The organism is Paraburkholderia sp. HP33-1, from assembly GCF_021390595.1.
Classification (GTDB): domain Bacteria; phylum Pseudomonadota; class Gammaproteobacteria; order Burkholderiales; family Burkholderiaceae; genus Paraburkholderia.
The window spans coordinates 929,541-948,857 of record NZ_JAJEJR010000001.1 but is presented as its reverse complement, the minus strand read 5'-3'; the positions used below and the strand labels follow the sequence as shown (position 1 = coordinate 948,857).

At 63.4% G+C, this 19,317-nt stretch carries 22 protein-coding genes, 1 tRNA gene and 1 pseudogene; 13 read left to right on the top strand and 11 right to left on the bottom strand.

From position 1 onward, the window contains the following. Nucleotides 1–19: 19 nt before the first annotated feature. The gene (locus tag L0U81_RS04325) at nucleotides 20–211 is read left to right on the top strand and encodes a hypothetical protein (RefSeq protein WP_233800341.1); all 192 of its coding nucleotides are present in this window, start codon (nucleotides 20–22) and stop codon (nucleotides 209–211) included. 241 nt (nucleotides 212–452) lie between these two features. Here the strand turns inward: L0U81_RS04325 and L0U81_RS04320 are convergent, their stop codons facing one another. Together L0U81_RS04320 and L0U81_RS04315 are read right to left on the bottom strand one after the other, a co-directional pair. Then, entirely contained in the window at nucleotides 453–2,387 is a 1,935-nt protein-coding gene (locus L0U81_RS04320) for an ATP-binding cassette domain-containing protein (protein ID WP_233800340.1), read from the bottom strand. Nucleotides 2,388–2,520: 133 nt separating this feature from the next. Then, a complete protein-coding gene (locus L0U81_RS04315) occupies nucleotides 2,521–2,922 on the bottom strand; it encodes a DUF4399 domain-containing protein (protein WP_233800339.1) in 402 nt (133 codons plus the stop codon). Nucleotides 2,923–3,230: 308 nt separating this feature from the next. On the opposite strand from L0U81_RS04315, the gene L0U81_RS04310 reads away from it, so the two are divergent. The 4 genes and pseudogenes from L0U81_RS04310 to L0U81_RS33790 all read left to right on the top strand — a co-directional run. Next, complete coding sequence (locus L0U81_RS04310; protein ID WP_230559936.1) at nucleotides 3,231–3,422, top strand: rubredoxin; 192 nt, start codon at nucleotides 3,231–3,233, stop codon at nucleotides 3,420–3,422. 235 nt (nucleotides 3,423–3,657) lie between these two features. Further along, nucleotides 3,658–3,732: transfer RNA gene (locus tag L0U81_RS04305), tRNA-Arg, on the top strand. Between the two features lie 211 nt (nucleotides 3,733–3,943). Then, nucleotides 3,944–4,195 (top strand): hypothetical protein, encoded by a 252-nt coding sequence (locus tag L0U81_RS04300; RefSeq protein WP_233800338.1) that lies wholly within the window; start codon nucleotides 3,944–3,946, stop codon nucleotides 4,193–4,195. Beyond that, nucleotides 4,098–4,592 (top strand): annotated as a pseudogene (locus L0U81_RS33790) (hypothetical protein); the annotation flags it as partial. The gene L0U81_RS04300 and the pseudogene L0U81_RS33790, both read left to right, overlap by 98 nt. Before the next feature lie 226 nt (nucleotides 4,593–4,818). On the opposite strand, the gene L0U81_RS04295 reads toward L0U81_RS33790, so the two are convergent. From L0U81_RS04295 to L0U81_RS04285, 3 genes are all read right to left on the bottom strand, one after another. Continuing rightward, complete coding sequence (locus tag L0U81_RS04295) at nucleotides 4,819–5,658, bottom strand: hypothetical protein (protein WP_233800337.1); 840 nt, start codon at nucleotides 5,656–5,658, stop codon at nucleotides 4,819–4,821. A 189-nt stretch (nucleotides 5,659–5,847) separates the two neighbouring features. Continuing rightward, nucleotides 5,848–6,555, bottom strand: coding sequence for a glutathione binding-like protein (locus L0U81_RS04290; RefSeq protein ID WP_233800336.1), 708 nt, complete (start codon nucleotides 6,553–6,555; stop codon nucleotides 5,848–5,850). Between the two features lie 129 nt (nucleotides 6,556–6,684). Beyond that, the gene (locus tag L0U81_RS04285) at nucleotides 6,685–6,906 is read right to left on the bottom strand and encodes a hypothetical protein (protein ID WP_233800335.1); all 222 of its coding nucleotides are present in this window, start codon (nucleotides 6,904–6,906) and stop codon (nucleotides 6,685–6,687) included. A gap of 197 nt (nucleotides 6,907–7,103) precedes the next feature. Between L0U81_RS04285 and L0U81_RS04280 the strand changes: the two genes are divergently transcribed. The 5 genes from L0U81_RS04280 to L0U81_RS04260 all read left to right on the top strand — a co-directional run bounded on the left by L0U81_RS04280 (nucleotide 7,104) and on the right by L0U81_RS04260 (nucleotide 11,798). Next, nucleotides 7,104–7,427, top strand: coding sequence for a hypothetical protein (locus tag L0U81_RS04280; protein ID WP_233800334.1), 324 nt, complete (start codon nucleotides 7,104–7,106; stop codon nucleotides 7,425–7,427). A gap of 314 nt (nucleotides 7,428–7,741) precedes the next feature. Then, complete coding sequence (gene dcm, locus L0U81_RS04275; protein ID WP_233800333.1) at nucleotides 7,742–9,034, top strand: DNA (cytosine-5-)-methyltransferase; 1,293 nt, start codon at nucleotides 7,742–7,744, stop codon at nucleotides 9,032–9,034. A 39-nt stretch (nucleotides 9,035–9,073) separates the two neighbouring features. Then, entirely contained in the window at nucleotides 9,074–9,520 is a 447-nt protein-coding gene (locus L0U81_RS04270; protein ID WP_233800332.1) for a very short patch repair endonuclease, read from the top strand. Nucleotides 9,521–9,751: 231 nt separating this feature from the next. After that, nucleotides 9,752–10,255: a YbhB/YbcL family Raf kinase inhibitor-like protein gene (locus L0U81_RS04265; RefSeq protein ID WP_233800331.1), complete on the top strand. Its 504-nt coding sequence runs from the start codon at nucleotides 9,752–9,754 to the stop codon at nucleotides 10,253–10,255. A 124-nt stretch (nucleotides 10,256–10,379) separates the two neighbouring features. Further along, nucleotides 10,380–11,798 carry an MFS transporter gene (locus L0U81_RS04260; protein WP_233800330.1) on the top strand — a complete coding sequence of 473 codons (1,419 nt, stop codon included), beginning with the start codon at nucleotides 10,380–10,382 and terminating at the stop codon, nucleotides 11,796–11,798. 42 nt (nucleotides 11,799–11,840) lie between these two features. Here L0U81_RS04260 and otsA read toward each other — a convergent pair whose 3' ends face one another. The 6 genes from otsA to L0U81_RS04230 form a co-directional block, all read right to left on the bottom strand. Further along, nucleotides 11,841–13,268, bottom strand: a complete 1,428-nt coding sequence (gene otsA / locus L0U81_RS04255) for an alpha,alpha-trehalose-phosphate synthase (UDP-forming) (protein ID WP_233800329.1) — start codon at nucleotides 13,266–13,268, stop codon at nucleotides 11,841–11,843. Nucleotides 13,269–13,500: 232 nt separating this feature from the next. Further along, on the bottom strand, nucleotides 13,501–13,713 hold the full coding sequence (locus L0U81_RS04250; protein ID WP_233800328.1) for a hypothetical protein: 213 nt from the start codon (nucleotides 13,711–13,713) through the stop codon (nucleotides 13,501–13,503). 198 nt (nucleotides 13,714–13,911) lie between these two features. Further along, nucleotides 13,912–14,148 carry a hypothetical protein gene (locus L0U81_RS04245; RefSeq protein ID WP_233804208.1) on the bottom strand — a complete coding sequence of 79 codons (237 nt, stop codon included), beginning with the start codon at nucleotides 14,146–14,148 and terminating at the stop codon, nucleotides 13,912–13,914. Nucleotides 14,149–14,203: 55 nt separating this feature from the next. Further along, nucleotides 14,204–15,604 carry a sigma-54-dependent transcriptional regulator gene (locus L0U81_RS04240; protein ID WP_233800327.1) on the bottom strand — a complete coding sequence of 467 codons (1,401 nt, stop codon included), beginning with the start codon at nucleotides 15,602–15,604 and terminating at the stop codon, nucleotides 14,204–14,206. 216 nt (nucleotides 15,605–15,820) lie between these two features. Further along, complete coding sequence (locus tag L0U81_RS04235) at nucleotides 15,821–16,072, bottom strand: hypothetical protein (protein WP_233804207.1); 252 nt, start codon at nucleotides 16,070–16,072, stop codon at nucleotides 15,821–15,823. 59 nt (nucleotides 16,073–16,131) lie between these two features. Next, nucleotides 16,132–16,449: a DUF883 family protein gene (locus L0U81_RS04230; protein ID WP_233800326.1), complete on the bottom strand. Its 318-nt coding sequence runs from the start codon at nucleotides 16,447–16,449 to the stop codon at nucleotides 16,132–16,134. Nucleotides 16,450–16,794: 345 nt separating this feature from the next. Here L0U81_RS04230 and L0U81_RS04225 point away from each other — a divergent pair, with 345 nt between their 5' ends. The 3 genes from L0U81_RS04225 to L0U81_RS04215 all read left to right on the top strand — a co-directional run bounded on the left by L0U81_RS04225 (nucleotide 16,795) and on the right by L0U81_RS04215 (nucleotide 19,297). Then, the gene (locus tag L0U81_RS04225) at nucleotides 16,795–17,853 is read left to right on the top strand and encodes a sigma-54 interaction domain-containing protein (protein WP_233800325.1); all 1,059 of its coding nucleotides are present in this window, start codon (nucleotides 16,795–16,797) and stop codon (nucleotides 17,851–17,853) included. 332 nt (nucleotides 17,854–18,185) lie between these two features. After that, the gene (locus L0U81_RS04220; protein WP_233800324.1) at nucleotides 18,186–18,764 is read left to right on the top strand and encodes a hypothetical protein; all 579 of its coding nucleotides are present in this window, start codon (nucleotides 18,186–18,188) and stop codon (nucleotides 18,762–18,764) included. After that, nucleotides 18,761–19,297, top strand: a complete 537-nt coding sequence (locus tag L0U81_RS04215; protein WP_233800323.1) for a hypothetical protein — start codon at nucleotides 18,761–18,763, stop codon at nucleotides 19,295–19,297. The genes L0U81_RS04220 and L0U81_RS04215 overlap by 4 nt, the downstream gene beginning before the upstream one ends. Nucleotides 19,298–19,317 lie beyond the last annotated feature (20 nt).

Sequence of the window (19,317 nt, the reverse complement as noted above, 5' to 3'; positions counted from 1 at the left end):
AGGTCCTGTGGACAGGGCCGTGGACAATGCGTTGAGTTTTCAAAAAAAGCGAAACGAAACAACAGGGTTAGGCGGGGTGCCCGCGATGCGGGCAAGCTGTTTTGTTGCGCGGCTTCCGCTGGCGCGCTGGAAAGCCGGACGTGGCCGTGGAGCCCGCCGGGGAAGCCTGTTCGCGGGGTATTGTACTGATTTCAATCACGACGGCAATTGACGTCGCGCTGAACTAGCCGACTGGATAAGGCGCGGCAGGCGCTGGGGGACATGCGCCGCAGTGGCAATGAAGGCTTGCGGGACCGCTGCGCGGCAGGTACCGGTGAAAAGGCACGGGCGTGCGCTCGCTGCATATATGGGTGCGGTGCGCGGCGGCGTTTTCTATTGTTTTTTGTGCCGGCCGCGCACGTCGGGTCGAATCATGGGTGTGGAGCGCACCACGGCGCTCGCACCATTTTGCGTTACTTGACGCGGTTTTCCAGCTCGTCCCAACGCTCGAGCGCGAGCATCAACTCTTCGTCGATCTCGGCATAGCGCTCGGTCAGACGCGCGCCCTCACGCGCATCCTTCGCAAACACCGAGCCGTCTTCGAGCTGCGCGCCGATCGACTTCTGTTCGGCTTCGAGGTCGGCAATCATTTTCGGCAGCGCCTCCAGTTCGCGCTGCTCCTTGAACGACAGCTTCACGGTGCGCTGCGCATTGCGGCCCCCGGCGCTTTCCTTCGGTGCCGCTTCTTTCGGCGCTTCCTTGCTCGCCTCTTTCTGCGCTTCGAGCGCGAGTTGCTCCGAGCGATCGCGTTGCGTCTGCCAGTCCGTGAAGCCGCCGACGTATTCTCGCCACTTGCCGCCGCCTTCCGATGCGAACACCGACGTCACGACGTTATCGAGAAACGCGCGATCGTGGCTGACGAGCAGCACCGTGCCGTCGTAGTCGATCAGCAGTTCTTCGAGCAGTTCGAGCGTCGGGATGTCGAGGTCGTTGGTCGGTTCGTCGAGCACCAGCACGTTGGCCGGCCGCGCGAACAGACGCGCGAGCAGAAGCCGGTTGCGCTCGCCGCCGGACAGCGACTTGACCGGCGAACGCGCGCGCTCCGGCGCGAACAGGAAGTCGCCGAGATAGCTCATCACGTGCTTCTTCTGGCCGTTGATTTCGACCCACTCGCTGCCGGGACTGATTGTGTCCGCGAGACTCTTTTCCAGATCGAGCGCCGCGCGCATCTGATCGAAATACGCGACCTGCAGGTTCGTGCCGACGCGCACGTTGCCGTTGTCCGGCGCGAGTTCGCCGAGGATCAGCTTCAGCAGCGTGGTCTTGCCCGCGCCGTTCGGACCGATGAAGCCGATCTTGTCGCCGCGCATCACCGTGGCCGTGAAGCGATCGACCACCGCGCGCTCGCCGTAGCGCTTCGTGACATCCGTCAGTTCCGCGACGATCTTGCCGGACTTCTCGCCCTGACCGACGTCGAGCTTCACGTTGCCCTGTACGTTGCGACGCTCGGCGCGCTCGTTGCGCATCTGCACGAGCCGCGCGATGCGCCCGACGCTGCGCGTGCGGCGTGCCTCGACGCCCTTGCGGATCCACACCTCTTCCTGCGCCAGCAGCTTGTCGAACTTCTCGTTCTCGATGCGCTCGACTTCAAGCTGCTGCGCCTTGCGCGTCTGGTACGCGGAAAAATTGCCCGGATACGACAGCAGCCGCCCACGATCGAGTTCGACGATGCGCGTCGCGACCCGGTCGAGAAAGGCGCGATCGTGCGTGATGAACAGCAGCCCCGCGCGCAGCGAGACCAGCAGATCTTCGAGCCAGCGGATGCCGTCGAAGTCGAGATGGTTGGTTGGCTCGTCGAGCAGCAGCACATCGGGCTGCACGACCAGCGCGCGCGCGAGCGCGGCGCGCTTCTGCATCCCGCCCGACAGCGAGCCGACGCGCGCTTCGCCGTTCAGGCCAATCTGCTGCAGCGTGGTCGCGACGCGGGTGCTCCAGTTCCATGCGTCCGCGGCGTCCAGCGACGATTGCAGCGTGTTCATGCGCGCGAGCAGCGCGTCGTGTTCCGCGCCCTCGGGCGTGTCGGCGAGCTGATGCGCAACCGCATCGTATTCGTCGAGCAGCGCGCGCGCCTCGGTGAGACCGGCGGCGACCGCGTCGAACACGGTGTCGTCGGCGTCGAACTCAGGCTCCTGCGGCACGTAGACCGTGCTCAGATGCTGCTGACGCGTGACGAGGCCGTCGTCGGGTTTGGCGAGATCGGCGACGATCTTCAACAGCGACGACTTGCCAGCGCCGTTGCGCCCGATGAGCCCGACGCGCTCGCCCGCTTCGAGCGAGAAATCCGCGTGGTCGAGCAGCGCGACGTGGCCGAACGCCAGCTGGGCTCCGGTAATGGTGTAAAGCGACATGGGAATGGAAGAAGACAGCGATGAGCCGGAACCGCTCATTGTACCGGGCGGGAGGACCCGCTCAACGCAACGAGCAATGCAATCGGCGCGGGCGGGCCATACGTGCGCCGGCCCGGCCGTGTCGAACCGCTGCTTACTTGACGTGCACCGTGATCGTCTTGCTCATCTCCGGTCCATACGAGCGATGCGCGCCGTCGCCGAATTGCAGGGTGAGCGTATGGTCGCCCGGTGGCAGCGTCAGATCGGTTTCGGTCTGGCCTTTGCCGAAGTGCAGAGATTTGTCGGTCGCGGGAATGACCTCGCCCTTCGGTACAGGCTTGCCGTCGATCAGCAGATGGTGATGCCCGGTGCCCTCCGTCATCGTGCCGGCGGGCGCGACCTTCATGCCGTCGAGGCCGAACACGACGTGCACCGGATTGGTGACGGTCGCACCGTCCGCCGGTTGCACGAAGCTCACGCCCGCCGCCTGCGCCACGCCCGACGCGGCGAGCAGCCCAGCCGCCGCGATGCCAATCAACCATCTGTTTTTAAACATCGTTTTCTCCTTTGGGAACGAAGATCCGGACACTCGACACCGCCTGCCCCCTCGCCTGAGACCGATCGTCGCAATACGTGCGAGGCGCGCGCCGCGTCAATCTAATCAAGTAGTTACAAATCGAAGCATACACGCGGTGTGTGACGAGGCTCGTCGCTCGCGCACGGACCCGCCGCGGATGCGTTGCGGCGGCGCCGCATCGGGCGCCTGGGGTCGATTTGACAAATTCCTGTAATATTGCGGGTCGCCGCGCCGCCCCGAAAAGGGGCAGAGCAAGCCGGCCATTGCATTGAACGAGAGAGTGTGTCGTGAGCGCAGTAATCGAAGTGACCGAATACAAGAGCTGGGTCTGCCTGATTTGCGGCTGGATCTACAACGAGGAAGACGGCCTGCCCGAAGAAGGCATCGCGCCGGGAACGCGCTTCGCGGACATCCCGGAAGACTGGCGCTGCCCGCTGTGCGACGTGGGCAAGGCGGAGTTTGCGGTGGTGGAGTTTTAATGCTGCGATGACCTGGGCGATGGGTGCGGTTGTGTGCACTTCGCCGGATGGTCATGGTGGTTGGCAGGGCCCGGCAGGCGATGTCTGCGGGGCCGTTTTGTTTTTGTGGGATTGGTGAGAGGCGCGCGCGGCTCCTCGCCTGGCTCTCCTTTTGCCTGCGCCGGTTTGATATACTCTGCGCTCGCTGGTCAATCTGAACTCGACGATTCCTCGCCGATCTGCCCAGCGCGGTCCTCTCCCTGTAGTTCAATGGATAGAACAAGTGCCTCCTAAGCGCTAGATACAGGTTCGATTCCTGTCAGGGGGACCAAGTAGAGCCCTGGCGGCTCCCAAGTTTGCTCGTAAAAGCCCCGTATGCGTTGCGCTGCGGGGCTTTTTGCTTCCATCACTGCCCGAGCAGCTCAGCAGGAATCGCCGGCAGCTTTGCAGGAGCGGTTTTCGGTTTGCGAGGCATATATTCTCCTAGGGAGCATCATATGCCTTGACCACGAAATCACTGACAGGCCCTGTTGGAGGTGTTTATGTGGGAAAAAATCGACTGCAAGGGACTTGAGATCTGGGTGCTGCCCATCCTCGCGTACGGGCCCCCGACGCCAAATACCCCATACCATTACAACGGGTATGTATGCCGACCAGGCGCTGACCTGCGTCATGCCGGGCAACGCACACAGTTTTATGAACTCGGCGACGTCTTTGCGACCGAAGCCGAGGCGCTTGATGCGGCCTATCGCAAGGGACGCGAACTCGTTGACTCGATGGTCGGCACCGGCTGAAAAGTCAGCTCGCCATAATCTGCGAGCCCACTTCGGAACGTTGCCGAGGACAGACATGGATCAAGCGCTTGAACGCGCTACCCAGCTGAACTTTTGCGAGCAGGCCTATCTCGCCGCGAATCCGGACGTCGCTGAGGCTGTCAGGCTTGGAGCACTACGATCGGGAAGGTCGCATTTCGATATTTACGACTCGGAACTGGCCGGAAGCAATCTGTATGATCCGGACGCACTGGGTATGATCGAGCGCCACCTGTTGGGGATCATTCTGGATTGTGGGGCGGGCAGCCGTCCCGCGATCTACGAAAATGTGGTCAATTTCGACATCACCAACTATCCGTCCACTGATGTGCGCGGTGTCGGAGAAGTTCTGCCCTTCAAAGATCCATCATTCGATGGCGTTCTGTCGTTGAATGTTCTCGAACATGTGAAAGATCCATTCACCGTCGAAGAAATTCTGCAGGGACCGCCGACATTGCTGAATCGATCGTTTGTGAAGCAACTCAGCGAAAAAAGAGAATCTCGACATCGCGAGTTCGACGACCGTTATTGCAAAACGCGTCTGAAACGTGCTCCCCGGAGGGACCAACTTTCTCTGCGAAGCACGCGCAAATCCAACGGCTCCATTATTTTTGCAGCGGCCGACGGACACTTTGCTCGTATATCGACGGATCGACGATGTTCATCTCATCGCTTGGGCGTACGCCGAAAACCCGCTCAAAGTCTTCGGGACCCAGAATGTCGGCAGCATCGTGGAGAAACGACGAATAGGCCTTGTTCAGTTCCGAGGCCGGCGGAACATCGCTGCCCTGCGGGGCGTACTGCAAACGCTCGACCCGGACCATAAAGGCGCGCCGATGATCCATCAACGCCTTGATCTTCGCGTCCGCGCCAGGACCTTTCAGGGTCGCCCGGAGATGCTCCTGAAAATCATCGACATCGGAATCCGCATGTCCAGAATTCATAGCGTTACTCCCGCCTGGGGTTGAGCACTGAATCTTTTTGCTCGCCCATGCAGCATGCTGTTTGCCATATGTGCCGAAAATCGCGTTGCTTAACCAGTAACCCCTGGACAGGTGGACCGTAGCAGGAGTCACTCCACTGCGGCCGGTCGCCCAAAGAATCTGGTTTGACAGCTGATGGCATACGCCGTCGCGGCCATAGCTAAATATCGTTCCACGAGCCGCCGCATTGATGTTCGAGTCAACATCGGGCCGACATAGACAACCAGCATAAAGCAGATTTGCCCCGGCGGAAGCCAAAAACCCGTCTTTGCTGACCGGCGTCCCGCCTTGCGCATGGAAGCTGCCCCAGTTGTACCAATAGTGCTCTCCGGCGGTCAGAACGTCCGCCAGCGCCGGGTAGATCTTCAGCCGGCTGTCATAGGTCGTCACCCAGGTATGATCGACCACCGAACCTCGGAAATACGCCGGAACGGACCATGCGAACAATGTAACGGCGCTCATTGCTTCACCTTTTTATTCGGTCGCGTCGCAGCTGCCGCGCGACGCGTCGCCCGAAAAGCCGGTAAAAACTTGACTCTCCCCAAAAGTTATACGTATTGAGTGGTATTAATTTCAAGGACGCGAAAATACCCATTCTGCGAGGCACGGTTAGCGGTTCGCATCGGTCAAACCGGCGAACCACTCAGGCCATCAAGCCGGTCGCCTGGGGATATTCAGGCCGCGCACCACCGCCGGACGCTCGACGAACGCGGCCAGCACGCGCCTCACGTTCGGGAAGTCCTGAATGCCGACCAGCTCACCCGCTTCGTAGAAGCCGACCAGGTTGCGCACCCACGGGAAGATCGCGATATCGGCGATCGAATACAGATCGCCCATCACCCATTGGCGTCCTTCGAGCCGCTGCTCCAGCACGCCGAGCAGCCGCTTCGATTCGGCGATGTAGCGATCGCGCGGACGCTTGTCCTCGTACTCCTTGCCGGCGAATTTGTGGAAGAAACCGACCTGCCCGAACATCGGACCGATCCCGCCCATCTGGAACATCACCCACTGGATCGCTTCGTAGCGGCCGGCGGGGTCCTGCGGAATCAGCTGGCCGCTTTTGTCGGCGAGGTAGATCAGGATCGCGCCCGACTCGAACAGCGGCAGAGGTTTGCCGCCGGGACCGTGCGGATCGAGGATCGCAGGAATCTTGTTGTTCGGGTTCAGCGACAGAAACGCCGGCGTCATCTGATCGTTGGTATCGAAGCGCACCAGATGCGGCTCGTACGGCAAGCCGGCTTCCTCGAGCATGATCGAGATTTTTACGCCATTGGGCGTCGGCAGCGAATAGAGCTGAATCCGGTCCGGATGCTCGGCCGGCCATTTCTTCGTGATCGCGAAAGCGGATAAATCGGTCATGGGTTCGGGTCGCCCTATGGGGCAAAAATTGCAGGACCGCCCAATATAAACCGACCCGGCCCAACGCGTGCGCCACCGAGCAAAGACCTTACAAACTCTGCCACACCGCCGCCGTTCGCGATCAACGCTTCACCACAAGTCCTTCGTCGCCGTGCCCGCGCGCATGTTGAAGCCTTCGCGCCATAGCGCCGCGCCGACCGTCAGCAGCAGGGTTTTCTCGTTGCCATCGAGCAGTTCCCACGCCCCCGCAAGCCACGTCGCGAAGTTCGCGCAGGTCACTTCGAGATCCGGCGGCGCCTTGCCTTCCAGGTACTGCCGTTCGAACATCGAAAGTATCTTTTCGGGTGTCATTGGCGCGACCTCCTGGTGGGATTGAGCCAAGTCTAAAGGCCTCACACCGCGCGCGGAATGCCCATGATCGCGATCACGGGTTACTCCCAGGCGGCGCCTCGCCATCGATGAGCGCCGACGCGCGATCAAGGAAAATTTCTTGTCAAAAGGCCTAAAGTCTTGCCGCGCGCCGCCGTATACACGTTCAGGGAGGTGCCATGGACGATACGGGGACTACGTTTTCGGGATCATCGCAGGCTGCGTTGATCGATCACGACATTGCGCATATCGCGCGCGTCATGCCCGTGTCGCTGCGTGGCGATCTGGGCGGTCCGATTCTGCCGGCTGCGTACTGGCGCAAACGGCTGACCTCGCTGCTCGAAAGCGGCCAGCTCGGTCCCGCGCAAGTGCGTAAAGTCGACAGCCTGCTGCTGCGGCTCGATCAGCTCGCCTCGACGCCGCCGCCCGAATGGGAACGCTTCGCGCCCGACCCCGCGCCGTTCGAGCCGTCTGACGCGACCAGGAAGTTGCGGTCCGCCTGATCCACCAGCCCGCTTCACCGTCTCTACGTCCGCTCAACCCGCACGCGTGCCGCAACGCCGGCACGCGGCTCGTCGTGCCCCAGCAAAAAAAAGCGGCCGCGCACGAAGTCGCGGCCGCTAACACACATCGCAACGCAGGGAACGAGCGTCACGTGAGAAGCGTACACGCGAATTCGTGACAACCGTGTTTCGCTACGGACAAACGTAGCGAAACGACGTATCGCGAAAAATTCCTGATGGATCGACGGTAAAAATGGGAAATGGGGACGACCTTAGGTCATAATGTCCGCAAAAATTCCCAGCAAGGACGCCACGTGACCCTCGTCGCCCCGTTCGACCTGCTCAAGCAGGCGCGCGCCCGTTTCACCCAACGCGAAATCGCCGCGCATGTCGGCAAGGACATCAAGACGGTGCGTCGCTGGGAAAAAGGTGAAACGCCTTGTCCCGCTATGCTGGAGCCCGCATTGCGCGATCTGCTGCGGCAAGGCGCGTACGCGGCGCAACACGCGGGCGACGCGGCACGGTTTCGCTTCATCGATCTGTTCGCGGGTATCGGCGGCATTCGCATGGGCTTCGAGGCGCACGGCGGCGAATGCGTGTTCACCAGCGAGTGGAACGAGTTCTCGACGCGGACGTATCGTGAAAACTACGGTGAAAGCGCCGGAAGCGGCAGCGCGCATGCGCTGATCGGCGATATCGTCGCGTTTCCCGCCGAGGATGTGCCGAGCCACGACGTGCTGCTCGGCGGCTTTCCGTGCCAGCCGTTTTCGATCGCCGGCGTGAGCAAGAAGAACGCGCTCGGCCGGCCGCACGGCTTCGAATGCACGACCCAGGGCACGCTCTTTTTCGACGTCGCGCGCATCATCGCCGCGAAGCGCCCCGCCGCATTCCTGCTCGAAAACGTGAAGAACCTGCTGTCTCACGACAAGGGCCGCACCTTCGACGTGATCCTGCAAACGCTGCGCGACGAACTCGGCTACGAGGTGCACTACCGCGTGATCGACGGTCAGCATTTCACGCCGCAGCATCGCGAACGCATCATCATCGTCGGCTTTCGCGGCAAGACCACGTTCACATGGGACGACCTGCGTCTGCCCGAACACGGTCCGCGGCTCGGCGCGATCCTGCATCGCACGGACGGCAGCGAACCCGTGCTGCCGTGGGACCACGACCGCTTTTTCGACCACACCGCGCGCCGCGTGCAGCCGAAGTACACGCTCACACCGAAGCTGTGGGCGTATCTGCAGAACTACGCGGCGAAGCATCGCGCGGCCGGCAACGGCTTCGGTTTCGGCATGGCGTATCCGGATAGCGTCACGCGCACGCTGTCGGCGCGCTATCACAAGGACGGCTCCGAAATTCTCGTCCATCAGGGCGAGGCGCTGCGACCGCGCCGTCTGACGCCGCGCGAATGCGCGCGCCTGATGGGCTTCCCGGACACCTTCCGGATTCCGGTCAGCGATACGCAGGCCTATCGGCAGTTCGGCAACAGCGTCGTGATGCCGGTGATGCGCGAAGTGGCGCGTATCATGCTCCCGCATGTGCAAACCTTGCTCGCCCACCCGACACGCGATGCTTCGAAACGCTCCCTCCCGCTCTACGCATGAGCGGTCTGGCTGTGCGCGCGGCGCGGCGGCCCGCTGACGATGGTCGATATCGTCGATAGCGCGACGCGAAGCCGGATGATGTCCGGTATTCGCGGCCGCAACACCAAACCCGAGATCCTGATCCGCAGCCTGCTGCATCGCCAGGGCCTGCGCTTCAGACTCGACGCGCGCGATCTGCCTGGTCGCCCCGACATCGTGCTGCCGCGTTATCGCGCGGTGGTGCTCGTGCATGGCTGCTTCTGGCATGGCCACGACTGCCATCTGTTCAAATGGCCGCAGACCCGGCCCGACTTCTGGCGCGACAAGATCGGCCGCAATCGCAGCAACGACGCCAAGGTTCGTGCCGCGCTGCTCGCGAGCGGCTGGCGCGTCGCGGTCGTATGGGAATGCGCATTGCGCGGCGCGAATCGCGATATCGCGGGCGTGATCGAGCGGCTCGTCGCGTGGATCAGAAGCGACGCGCCGCAGTTCGAGGAGCGCGGCTGAAAACCAGCTGCGACCTGCCCGGCTCGCGCGAGTCTCGCGGCCGCTGGTGATACACTCGAAAAGCTCACTCGGGGCGCTTTCGAGGCGCCTTCGAGGCACGCTTCGGCGGCGTTTTCTTCGCGCTTTCACGGCATGTCCTCAAGCCCTTCGGCATGTCAGAAGATGCGCCTCGCCCGCCGCGACATTGCGCACTCCGACGATCCCAGAACCAATCAACAAGGGAGGCACATCATGGCTGACTTCCGTCTCTGGTCCGACGACTTTCCCACCAACGGCTTCATGCCGAAAGCCCACGAATACAACGACAAGGCGTTCGGCGTCGACGGCGAAAACATCTCGCCGTCGCTGCAGTGGGAAGCGCCGCCCGCGGACACGCAAAGCTTCGCGCTCACCGTTCACGATCCCGACGCACCGACCGGCAGCGGTTTCTGGCACTGGGTCGTCGTGAACATTCCGGCCGAGGCGCGCTCACTGCCGCGCAACGCCGGCAAGGCCGACGGCTCGCTGCTGCCGCAAGGCGCGATGCAGATGCGCAACGATTACGGGACGGTCGGCTTCGGCGGCGCGGCACCGCCTCGCGGCGACCGCACGCATCGCTACATCTTCCGGCTGCACGCACTAAAGGTGCCGCATCTGCCGGTCGCCGCGGAGACCACCAACGCGATCGCGCGCTTCATGACGCACCTGAACGAAATCGACTCGACGACCCACACGGGCCTTTACGAACTCAAGTAACTCGCACGCATGCGCGGCGCCGTTGCTTTGGTAACGCCGGCGCCGCGCCAGCCGATACGCCCACGGCGGCCAGAACGTAAGCCGCGCGCGGGCGCGCCAACAGCTCCGACAAATCAAACAATCGATGCACGCACCCTCCCCGCGCACGGACGGCCCGACGCCCTCCGCTTCCCGCCTCGAAGGAAAGGAACTGGGCCTGCCGATTCCGCAACGCTACTGGGCGATGCTCGTCATCGCGCTCGGGCTCACGCTCGCGGTGCTCGATAGCGCGATCGCCAACGTCGCGCTGCCGACGATCGCGCGCAACCTCAACGCGAGCGCCGCCGCATCGATCTGGGTCGTCAACGCGTATCAGCTCGCGATCACGATCACATTGCTGCCGCTTGCGTCGCTCGGCGACCGCATCGGCTACCGGCGCGTTTATCTGTCGGGCCTGATCCTGTTCACGGTCGCGTCGTTCGGCTGCGCGCTGTCCAGCTCGCTGGCGACGCTCGCGCTCGCGCGCGTGATCCAGGGCTTCGGCGCGGCCGGCATCATGAGTGTGAACACCGCGCTCGTGCGCATGATCTATCCGCCGTCGCAGCTCGGGCGCGGCGTCGCGGTCAACGCGATGGTCGTCGCGGTGTCGTCGGCGGTCGGGCCGACGGTCGCCTCGGGCGTGCTCGCGATCGCGACGTGGCCGTGGCTATTCGCGATCAACGTGCCGATCGGTATCGCGGCGATCGTCGGCGGCTTCAAGGCGTTGCCACTGAACCCCGGCCACGAATCGCCGTACGACTATCTGAGCGCGGTCATGAACGCGTTCGTGTTCGGCCTGCTGATTTTTGCGGTCGACGGCCTTGGGCACGGCCAGCGCGTCGGCTACGTGACGCTCGAGGCGCTCGGCGCCCTCGTGATCGGCTACTTCTTCGTGCGCCGGCAACTGACGCAGCCCGCGCCGCTGCTGCCGATCGATCTGCTGCGTATTCCGGTGTTCGCGCTGTCGGTCGGCACCTCGGTCTGCTCGTTCTGCGCCCAGATGCTCGCATTCGTGTCGCTGCCTTTCCTGCTGCAGGAAACGCTCGGCATGTCGCAAGTCGAAACGGGTCTCCTGATGACGCCGTGGCCCGCGATCATCATCATCGCCGCGCCGATCTCGGGCGTGCTGTCGGACAAGGTCTCGGCGGGCTGGCTCGGCGGCGTCGGGCTCGCGGCGATGACGGTCGGACTGCTGCTGCTCGCGACGCTCGGGCCTCACCCCGACGCGCTGCAGATCGTGTGGCGCATGGCGCTGTGCGGCGCGGGCTTCGGCATCTTCCAGTCGCCGAACAATCGCACGATGCTGTCGTCCGCGCCGCGCGAGCGCAGCGGCGGCGCGAGCGGCATGCTCGGCACCGCGCGCCTCACCGGGCAGACGCTCGGCGCCGCGCTGGTCGCGTTGATCTTCGGTGTCGCACCGCAGAATGGGACGATCGTGGCGCTGTATGTGGCCGCGGGGTTCTCGGCGGTTGCGGCAGTCGTCAGCACGATGCGGGTCATGCAGAAGATGGCACGGCCGACGTGACCGGCAACGCGCGGCCCGCCCAGGCGAGCCGCACCTGTCCGCTCAGGACGATGCCGTCACGTCAGCGAGCTTTACCGCTTTGGCCGTCACCGAAGACGCGGTCGCGACGTGGCGCAGATCGTCAAGGAACGTATCGCGCCATACCGACAGATTGTTCTCGCGCATCGGCTTCATCATGTCGGCGTGACGCGCCTGACGCTCGGCGAGCGGCATCGAGAGAGCGCGCTCGAGCGCTTCGGCCATCTGCGACAGATCGAACGGATTGACGACGAGCGCGCCCGGCAACTGCTCGGCCGCGCCCGCGAATTGCGACAGCACGAGCACGCCCGGATCGGCCGGGTCCTGCGACGCGACGTATTCCTTGGCCACCAGGTTCATGCCGTCGCGCAGCGGCGTCACATAGCCGACCTGCGACTGGCGGAATAGCGCCATCAGCAGATTGCGGTCGTATTTGCGATTCAGATACTGGATCGGCGTCCAGTCGAGTTGCGCGAAACGGCCGTTGATCCGGCCCGCTTCGCCCTCCAGCGTTTGGCGGATGCGCTGATAGGTCTGCACGTCGGCGCGCGTCGGCGGTGCGATCTGCACGAGCGAGACGCGGCCATGCCAGCCGGGCGCGTTCTGCAACAGCCGCTCGAACGCCTGGAACCGCTCGACCAGCCCCTTCGAATAATCGAGCCGGTCGACGCTCATGATCAGCTTGCGCCCGCGCATGCCGTCGCGCAGGCTGCGCACCGCCTTGCGGTCGATGAACTGCTCGGCGGTCTTCGCGATCGCATCCGGATAGATGCCGATCGGGTACGCGCCGACCTTCAGGAAGCGGTTGTACGCGTGCACCATGCCGTCTTCGCTTGATGTGCCGTGCTGACCGCGCTCGACATAGTCGACGAACGACTGACGATCCGCCTCGGTTTGAAAACCGATCACGTCGTAGCTGCACATCGCCTTGACGAGTTCCTCGTGCGGCGGAATCGTGCGCAATACTTCGGGCACCGGAAACGGAATGTGCAGGAAAAAGCCAATCGGATTCATCACACCGAGCTCGCGCAGGCAACGCGCGAACGGCAGCAAATGGTAGTCGTGCACCCAGATGATGTCGCTGGGCTTGAGCAGTTCCTTGAGCTGCCTCGCCAGCGTCGCGTTGACGCGCTGGTAGCCGGCATATTCGCCGCGGTCGTAGCGGGACAGGTCGTTGCGATAGTGGAAGGTCGGCCACAACGTCGCGTTCGAAAAGCCGCGGTAGTACTCGTCGTAGTCGCGCTTGGTGAGGCCCACCGTCGCGTAGGTGACGTTGCCCTGCTTCTCGATCACGGGCGCGGATGGCTCGCTGACCGTTTCACCGCTCCAGCCGAACCAGACGCCACCAGTCTCCTTCAGTGCGTCCAGTACGCCGATCGCGAGCCCGCCTGCTGCCGGACGCGCCTCCTGAATCGGTGCGACACGATTCGATACCACGATCAATCTGCTCATTGGTGCTCCATTGTTTCGTTGTATGCGGAAATGTGCCAAAACGGTGCATGCAAGCAATGTGCCGATATTTGAGATTCCGGAAATAAATTTGTATGGAAATGTGACGGACGAGCTAAACCCCGCGATCATCGCGTATCGCGAAGAAAATTCTTCTGTCTTATATGACGCAAGCAGAGGTCTTTCTTACCGGCATCGAGGCCCTCGCGGCACCACACCCGGGTGCGGCGCTGCTTCAGGCGTCCTGCTCCGAGCCCAGATCGCGCTGGTATTCAAGGCCTTCCTGACGTACCCCGCCCTGGTTGTGCTCGCCGTCCGGTGGCGTATGCGGAGCGATCCGATTCTGGGCGGCCGGGTCCGGCGACTCCGCCGGCTCGGCCTTGACGTCGGCCGGACGGGGCCCGCGCCTGGAATGCCGCGCGGAACGTCGCAATGCGGGATGTCTCATGATCGTGCCTCCGGGGGAAGCCTGCCACCTGTCGCGGCATCCTTACAGTCTAGGGGGCGAGAGCGTAAATTGCCGGTAAAACATGCGCCGGCTTTGTAACAAATACAGCAATTCGCTGCACCGGCTTGGGGCGACTTGCCTAGTGCGGTGCGGCGGCTGCATCGGATGCGGGACCGCGCACCGGCATGGAAGGCCGCATCAGCATTGCAGCGCTCGCGTCGGACGGGGGCCGGCTTGAGGCGTTTGTGCCGGCTCTGGCGGCGGATCGCCGATCGGGGGCTCGAACGGTTCGTCGGGTTCGATCGGCTCGGGTGTCGGGCCGGGAACCGTATCGGGTTCATCAGGGTCGGGCGGAGCGATGGGAGGCTCGACCGGCTCGGGCCGGTGAGCCCGCATCGGCAGGGAGGACGCGGGAACGGCGGCGTAATGCGGCATGTCGGTGACCTCGTATTGCGTTCCATCCAGGCGCTGCAAGGCCTGTGCCGTCAGATCAGGCGTCCGCGCCGCCGAGCGCACGCGATTCGTCGGCGGGATCGCCGTCTTCGCGCGCGTCATTGCCGTATTCGACGAGCCGGTTGTACAGCGTCTTCAGGCTGATGCCGAGAATTTCCGCGGCGCGCGTTTTCACGCCGCCGCATTGCTCGAGCGTCGCCAGGATCAGTTGACGGTCGGCCTGCGCGAGCGAGGTGCCGAACGGGATCGTGATCGCGGTGCCCGCCGCGGGCTTCGACAGCGTGATCTGCAGCGGCACCGTAGCCGTGCTATCCGAATCCGCGCTCGACATGATGTGCGCACGCTGCACATAGTTCTTCAGCTCACGCACGTTGCCCGGCCACGGATAAGACAGCAGCATCTCTTTCACCGCGGCCGGGAAATGCTTTTTCGTGGCGTGGCGCTCGTTGAGCTCATCGAGGAACGCTTGCGCGAGCAGCTCGACGTCCTTGCCGCGCTCGCGCAACGGCGGCAGGCTGATCGGAAACACGTTCAGGCGGTGGTAAAGGTCGAGCCGCAGCTTGCCTTCGAGCACCGCCTGCTCCGGATCACGATTGGTGGCCGCGATCAGGCGCACGTCGGTTTCGATCTCCTTCGTCGTGCCGACCCGCATGAACATGCCGGTCTCGAGTACCCGCAGCAGCTTCACCTGCAACTCGATCGGCATCTCGGTGATTTCGTCGAGAAACAGCGTGCCGCCGTTCGCGCGCTCGAAATAGCCCTTGTGCTGCCGGTCCGCGCCGGTGAACGAACCGCGTTCGTGTCCGAACATTTCCGATTCGATCAGATTCGGCGAAATCGCGCCGCAATTGACCGCGAGGAACGCATGCTTGCGGCGCAGGCTCAGCTCGTGCAGCGTCTGCGCGGCGACTTCCTTGCCGGTGCCCGATTCGCCCACCAGCATCACCGAGGCCGCCGTCGGCGCGACGCGGCTGATCTGGTCGTAGACCTCCTGGATCGCCGGCGAATTGCCGAGCATCAGACCGAAACGCCCCATGCGGCGCAATTCGCCGCGCAGCGTGCCGATCTCGGCCTTCAGGTCGCCAGCGCGCGGCAGGCGCGACAGGATCGCCTTCACGCGCTGCATGTTGATCGGTTTCACGAGGTAGTCGGCCGCGCCCATTTTCAGCGCGCTGACCGCCGACTCGACCGTCGCGTGACCGGTGATCACGATCACTTCCACGCCGGAGCGCGGATCGAGATCCTCGAACAGATCGACCCCGCTGCCGTCGGGCAGCTTCAGGTCGGTGAACACGACGTCCGGCATCTGCCGAACCAGTTGAATACGCGCTTCGCGCAGATCGCCCGCGGTGGCGGTGGTCAGTCCGTCTTGCCCGATGATGGCGGAAAGCGCCTCACGGGTACCTGCGTCGTCATCGACAATCAGTACATGTGGCATTGCGTTTCGAAAGCCTGCAAGCGCGGATCAGACAATGGGCGGGACATGCCGCTGGTCGGATCGGCTGATTTGGTGAGAAATTGCAACAATAATATGCGAATTCCGGCCTATTTCCGCGCTATTGTTGCCTATTCACCTATTATACGGCCTTTTAAGATTCATTTAACAATCCCCCCTCCCGTCGCTTCCGGCCGCCTTGAATTCGGGCGCACCGGATCAGCCACGCGGAAACGGCCATGCACCGCTTTCGCCGTTCACCTGCCCCGAGCCGTCGGTGCTATGCGTGGCAGGCGCCATTTCCGTCGGCGAGGCCGCCGGCGCCGCCACCGCGCCGCCCTCGTTTTCCCAGCGGCTCAGGTCGCGCGCCGGATACAACTGGCCCGTGCGTTTGTGCTGCACGTAGCGAACCGCCAGAAAGCCGCCGAGTACCATCAAAGCGCCGAAAATACCAATCGTGGGTCGTGCCATCATGAACTCCTTGGATCGTGATGCGGGTGAGTACAGGCTGTCCAAAGCGTGCGCCGCGTTTAACGCGCGACCAGCACGCCGAGCAGAAAACCGCTGGCCGCCGCGAACGCAAGCGAACGCCAGGGGTTATGGCGCACGTAGCGCTCGGTGCCGACCGTCACCTCGCGATACCGGCGATGCACGTTGCGCTGCGCGTCGCCGAGCGCCGATTGCAGCGTTTCCACATGGGTACCGAGCCGGGCGCGCAAGGCATCGACGCCTTCGCCCGGCACGTTGGCGGCGAGCCGCAGCATTTCCTCCGAGTCCCTCAGCAGCACCCGGAGATCCTCGACGATTTTCTGTCCGCCGAGTGCAAGTTGTTGCGTGGTGTCAGTCATCGTTCACTCCTCGTCTGATTCGGCGTTCGCGCGAAGTCACAGGATGCGCGAGTCGATCGGTGAGCATGCGACCTAGCGGTCAAAAGCTCGCACGACTCGATAACGCGGTCAATGGGGCAAAGCATGTGGCCGGTATATTTACCGCTTTAGCGCGCTGGAAAAAGCCAACCTCAAGCACTTTCGACCGATTGCGAGCACGTCTATTCCAGCAGCGGCCAGTTCGATTGCGGGAATCTGTGTCGAAGTGGTTAAATCGTCTTTTATGAGATAGTGGCTGTACGGTCTATCGCATTCAAGGCCTGCGCGCCGCAACACGAACTTCATTTGCACAGGACTCCCCCCTTTATGGCGTCAACCGATCTGGACTCGCCCGCCGTGTCCGCCGGTGACAACGCTTCGCCACGAACGAAGCAGCGCGTCGCGGACGGCGTCGCGGGACTGAAATCGTATGGATTGCTGTACGGCTCGTCGCCGGTGATGCTCGATTTGTACGAGCAGATCGAACGCGTCGCCGATACGGACGCGACCGCGCTGATCATCGGCGAATCGGGCACCGGCAAGGAGCTGATCGCCCGCACCATCCACGAGCGCAGCGCTCGCAAGGACGGCGCGTTCGTCGCCGTGAACTGCGGCGCGATTCCCGACGAGCTGATCGAAGCCGAACTGTTCGGCCACGAAAAAGGCAGCTTCACCGGCGCGGTCCAGGGCCGCATCGGCTACTTCGAACACGCGAACGGCGGCACGCTGTTTCTCGACGAAATCACCGAAATGGCGCCGGTGCGCCAGGTCAAGCTGCTGCGCGCGCTCGAGACCGGCACGTTCTATCGCGTCGGCGGCAACGAGCTGATCAGCGGTAACGTGCGCGTGATCGCTGCCACGAATCGCGATCCCGCGGTGGCCGTGAAGGAAAACGGCCTGCGCGAGGATCTGATGTACCGGCTCGCAGTGTTTCCGCTGCGCGCGCCGCCGCTGCGCGAGCGCGAAAACGATCGCGAACTGCTCGCGCAACACTTCCTCGCGCAATTGAATCAGCAGGAAGCCACGAACAAGAGCTTCAGCAAACGCTCGATCGAAACACTGCGTTCATGGTCGTGGCCGGGCAACGTGCGCGAGCTCAAAAACGCCGTGTATCGTGCGTTCATCCTCGCTGAGAAGACCGTTGAATTGCCGCATCCACATCTCACGTCGCGGGTCAAGAAGGCGGTCACGCAAGGCGATGCGATGAGCGTGTGGATCGGCACGCCGCTCGCCGATGCGCAGAAGCAGATCATTCTCGGCACGCTCAAGTACTGCGGCGGCGACAAGCGGCGCGCGGCGAAAGCCCTCGGCGTGAGCCTCAAAACGTTGTACAACCGGTTGAGCGCATACGGCGACGAAAGCGGGGATGACGAAGCCGAGCAATAGGCACCGCAACGCGGTGCCGTTCGCCGATCAGGGCGGTCCGCTGCGACGTCGCTCGTCGTGATCGTTTCGCGGCACTGAATTCGTCTTCCCCTGGAGTAGCTCCGACTGCAGATTTGCGTCTTATCTCAATTACCTGGCACAGCCAGGCAAATTCTCCCGCCCTCGCTACACGAAACATCGCAGTGCGCACGATGTTTTGCAATTTCTTGCATTTTTTCGCTGCCAATTACAAAAGGCATCCTGCACAATGCGGCAGCGTATTAAACGACGTGCCCATCGCTTACACGCCCGACGTGTGATCGAAGGCACCTGTACGGGCAGGGACGGGAGAAATGCAAAAGAACATGGGGTGGGCTGGCAACGTGAAGTCCGTTGTCGCAGGCAAACGCCCTCACGCAATGGCGTTGATCGCGTTGGCGCTGGCGGTTTCGTCGACGTTGAGCGGCTGTAGTTCGTTGTACTCGGAAGGCGCGGTCGCGGGCGCCGGTGTCGCGGGTGCCGCGGTCGCCAACAAGGTCACCAGCAACGCGGCGGTCGCGACCGGTATCGGTCTTGGCGCGGTCGCCGCGGCGCGGGCCGGCGTGCAGTACTCGGAGCGCGTGGTCCACACGAATACCCAGAACAACATCGCGCAGGCGGCCGGTCCGCTCGAAATCGGCGCAGTCGCCCCCTGGAGCATCACCCATTCGTTCCCCATCGAAGACGACGAGCACGGCCGCGTGACCGTCAGCCGTCTGATCAGCACCGGCGCGCTCGACTGCAAGGAAATCGTCTTTTCCGTCGATCAGAACGCCACGCGCGACAAACCCGCGAGCAGCGCGTTTTTCATCGCATCGGTGTGCCGTGATGGTCAGAACTGGCGTTGGGCGTCGGCCGAGCCCGCCACCGAGCGCTGGGGTGCGCTGCAATGAAGGCATGCTCGCTTGGTGTTCCGATGCGTGGCAGGCTGCGGCTCTTCGCTGCCGGCGCGATATGCGTCGGCGCGGGCCTGCTCGGGGGCGGCTGCTCGTCGATCGGCGCGGCGAGCGGCGCGGCGGCCGGTGTCGCGTCGGGCATCGTGACCAGTAATCCGGCCGTCGCGCTCGGCGTCGGCGTCGCGGTGCAGGCCGCGACCGACGAAGCGGTCGCGCGCTACATGCGCAGCATGCACCAGGACCAGCAGGATCTGATGGCGGCGCTGGTCGGCACGATGCCGGTCGGCGAAACGAAACCGTGGTCGGTCAAGCATACGTTGCCGATCGAGAACGGCCACGGCCAGGTGCGCGTGACTCGCGCGTTCGGCTCGGCGCTCGCACTATGCAAGGAATTCGTGTTCTCGGTGCAGGACGGCGACGGCCCGAACGCGCCCGCAATGTGGTTCACCGCGAACGCGTGCCAGCAGGAACAAGGCTGGAAATGGGCGACGGCCGAGCCGGCGGTCGCCCGCTGGGGCAATCTGCAATGACCCTCTGCAATGAAAAAGCG

Excerpts from the sequence above, each read along its gene's own strand:
- L0U81_RS04320 (WP_233800340.1), bottom strand. The coding sequence starts at position 2,387 with ATGTCGCTTTACACCATTACCGGAGCCCAGCTGGCGTTCGGCCACGTC.
- L0U81_RS04315 (WP_233800339.1), bottom strand. The coding sequence starts at position 2,922 with ATGTTTAAAAACAGATGGTTGATTGGCATCGCGGCGGCTGGGCTGCTC.
- L0U81_RS04300 (WP_233800338.1), top strand. The coding sequence starts at position 3,944 with ATGTGGGAAAAAATCGACTGCAAGGGACTTGAGATCTGGGTGCTGCCC.
- L0U81_RS04295 (WP_233800337.1), bottom strand. The coding sequence starts at position 5,658 with ATGAGCGCCGTTACATTGTTCGCATGGTCCGTTCCGGCGTATTTCCGA.
- L0U81_RS04290 (WP_233800336.1), bottom strand. The coding sequence starts at position 6,555 with ATGACCGATTTATCCGCTTTCGCGATCACGAAGAAATGGCCGGCCGAG.
- L0U81_RS04285 (WP_233800335.1), bottom strand. The coding sequence starts at position 6,906 with ATGACACCCGAAAAGATACTTTCGATGTTCGAACGGCAGTACCTGGAA.
- L0U81_RS04280 (WP_233800334.1), top strand. The coding sequence starts at position 7,104 with ATGGACGATACGGGGACTACGTTTTCGGGATCATCGCAGGCTGCGTTG.
- L0U81_RS04270 (WP_233800332.1), top strand. The coding sequence starts at position 9,074 with ATGGTCGATATCGTCGATAGCGCGACGCGAAGCCGGATGATGTCCGGT.
- L0U81_RS04265 (WP_233800331.1), top strand. The coding sequence starts at position 9,752 with ATGGCTGACTTCCGTCTCTGGTCCGACGACTTTCCCACCAACGGCTTC.
- L0U81_RS04260 (WP_233800330.1), top strand. The coding sequence starts at position 10,380 with ATGCACGCACCCTCCCCGCGCACGGACGGCCCGACGCCCTCCGCTTCC.
- otsA (WP_233800329.1), bottom strand. The coding sequence starts at position 13,268 with ATGAGCAGATTGATCGTGGTATCGAATCGTGTCGCACCGATTCAGGAG.
- L0U81_RS04250 (WP_233800328.1), bottom strand. The coding sequence starts at position 13,713 with ATGAGACATCCCGCATTGCGACGTTCCGCGCGGCATTCCAGGCGCGGG.
- L0U81_RS04245 (WP_233804208.1), bottom strand. The coding sequence starts at position 14,148 with ATGCCGCATTACGCCGCCGTTCCCGCGTCCTCCCTGCCGATGCGGGCT.
- L0U81_RS04240 (WP_233800327.1), bottom strand. The coding sequence starts at position 15,604 with ATGCCACATGTACTGATTGTCGATGACGACGCAGGTACCCGTGAGGCG.
- L0U81_RS04235 (WP_233804207.1), bottom strand. The coding sequence starts at position 16,072 with ATGGCACGACCCACGATTGGTATTTTCGGCGCTTTGATGGTACTCGGC.
- L0U81_RS04230 (WP_233800326.1), bottom strand. The coding sequence starts at position 16,449 with ATGACTGACACCACGCAACAACTTGCACTCGGCGGACAGAAAATCGTC.
- L0U81_RS04225 (WP_233800325.1), top strand. The coding sequence starts at position 16,795 with ATGGCGTCAACCGATCTGGACTCGCCCGCCGTGTCCGCCGGTGACAAC.
- L0U81_RS04220 (WP_233800324.1), top strand. The coding sequence starts at position 18,186 with ATGCAAAAGAACATGGGGTGGGCTGGCAACGTGAAGTCCGTTGTCGCA.
- L0U81_RS04215 (WP_233800323.1), top strand. The coding sequence starts at position 18,761 with ATGAAGGCATGCTCGCTTGGTGTTCCGATGCGTGGCAGGCTGCGGCTC.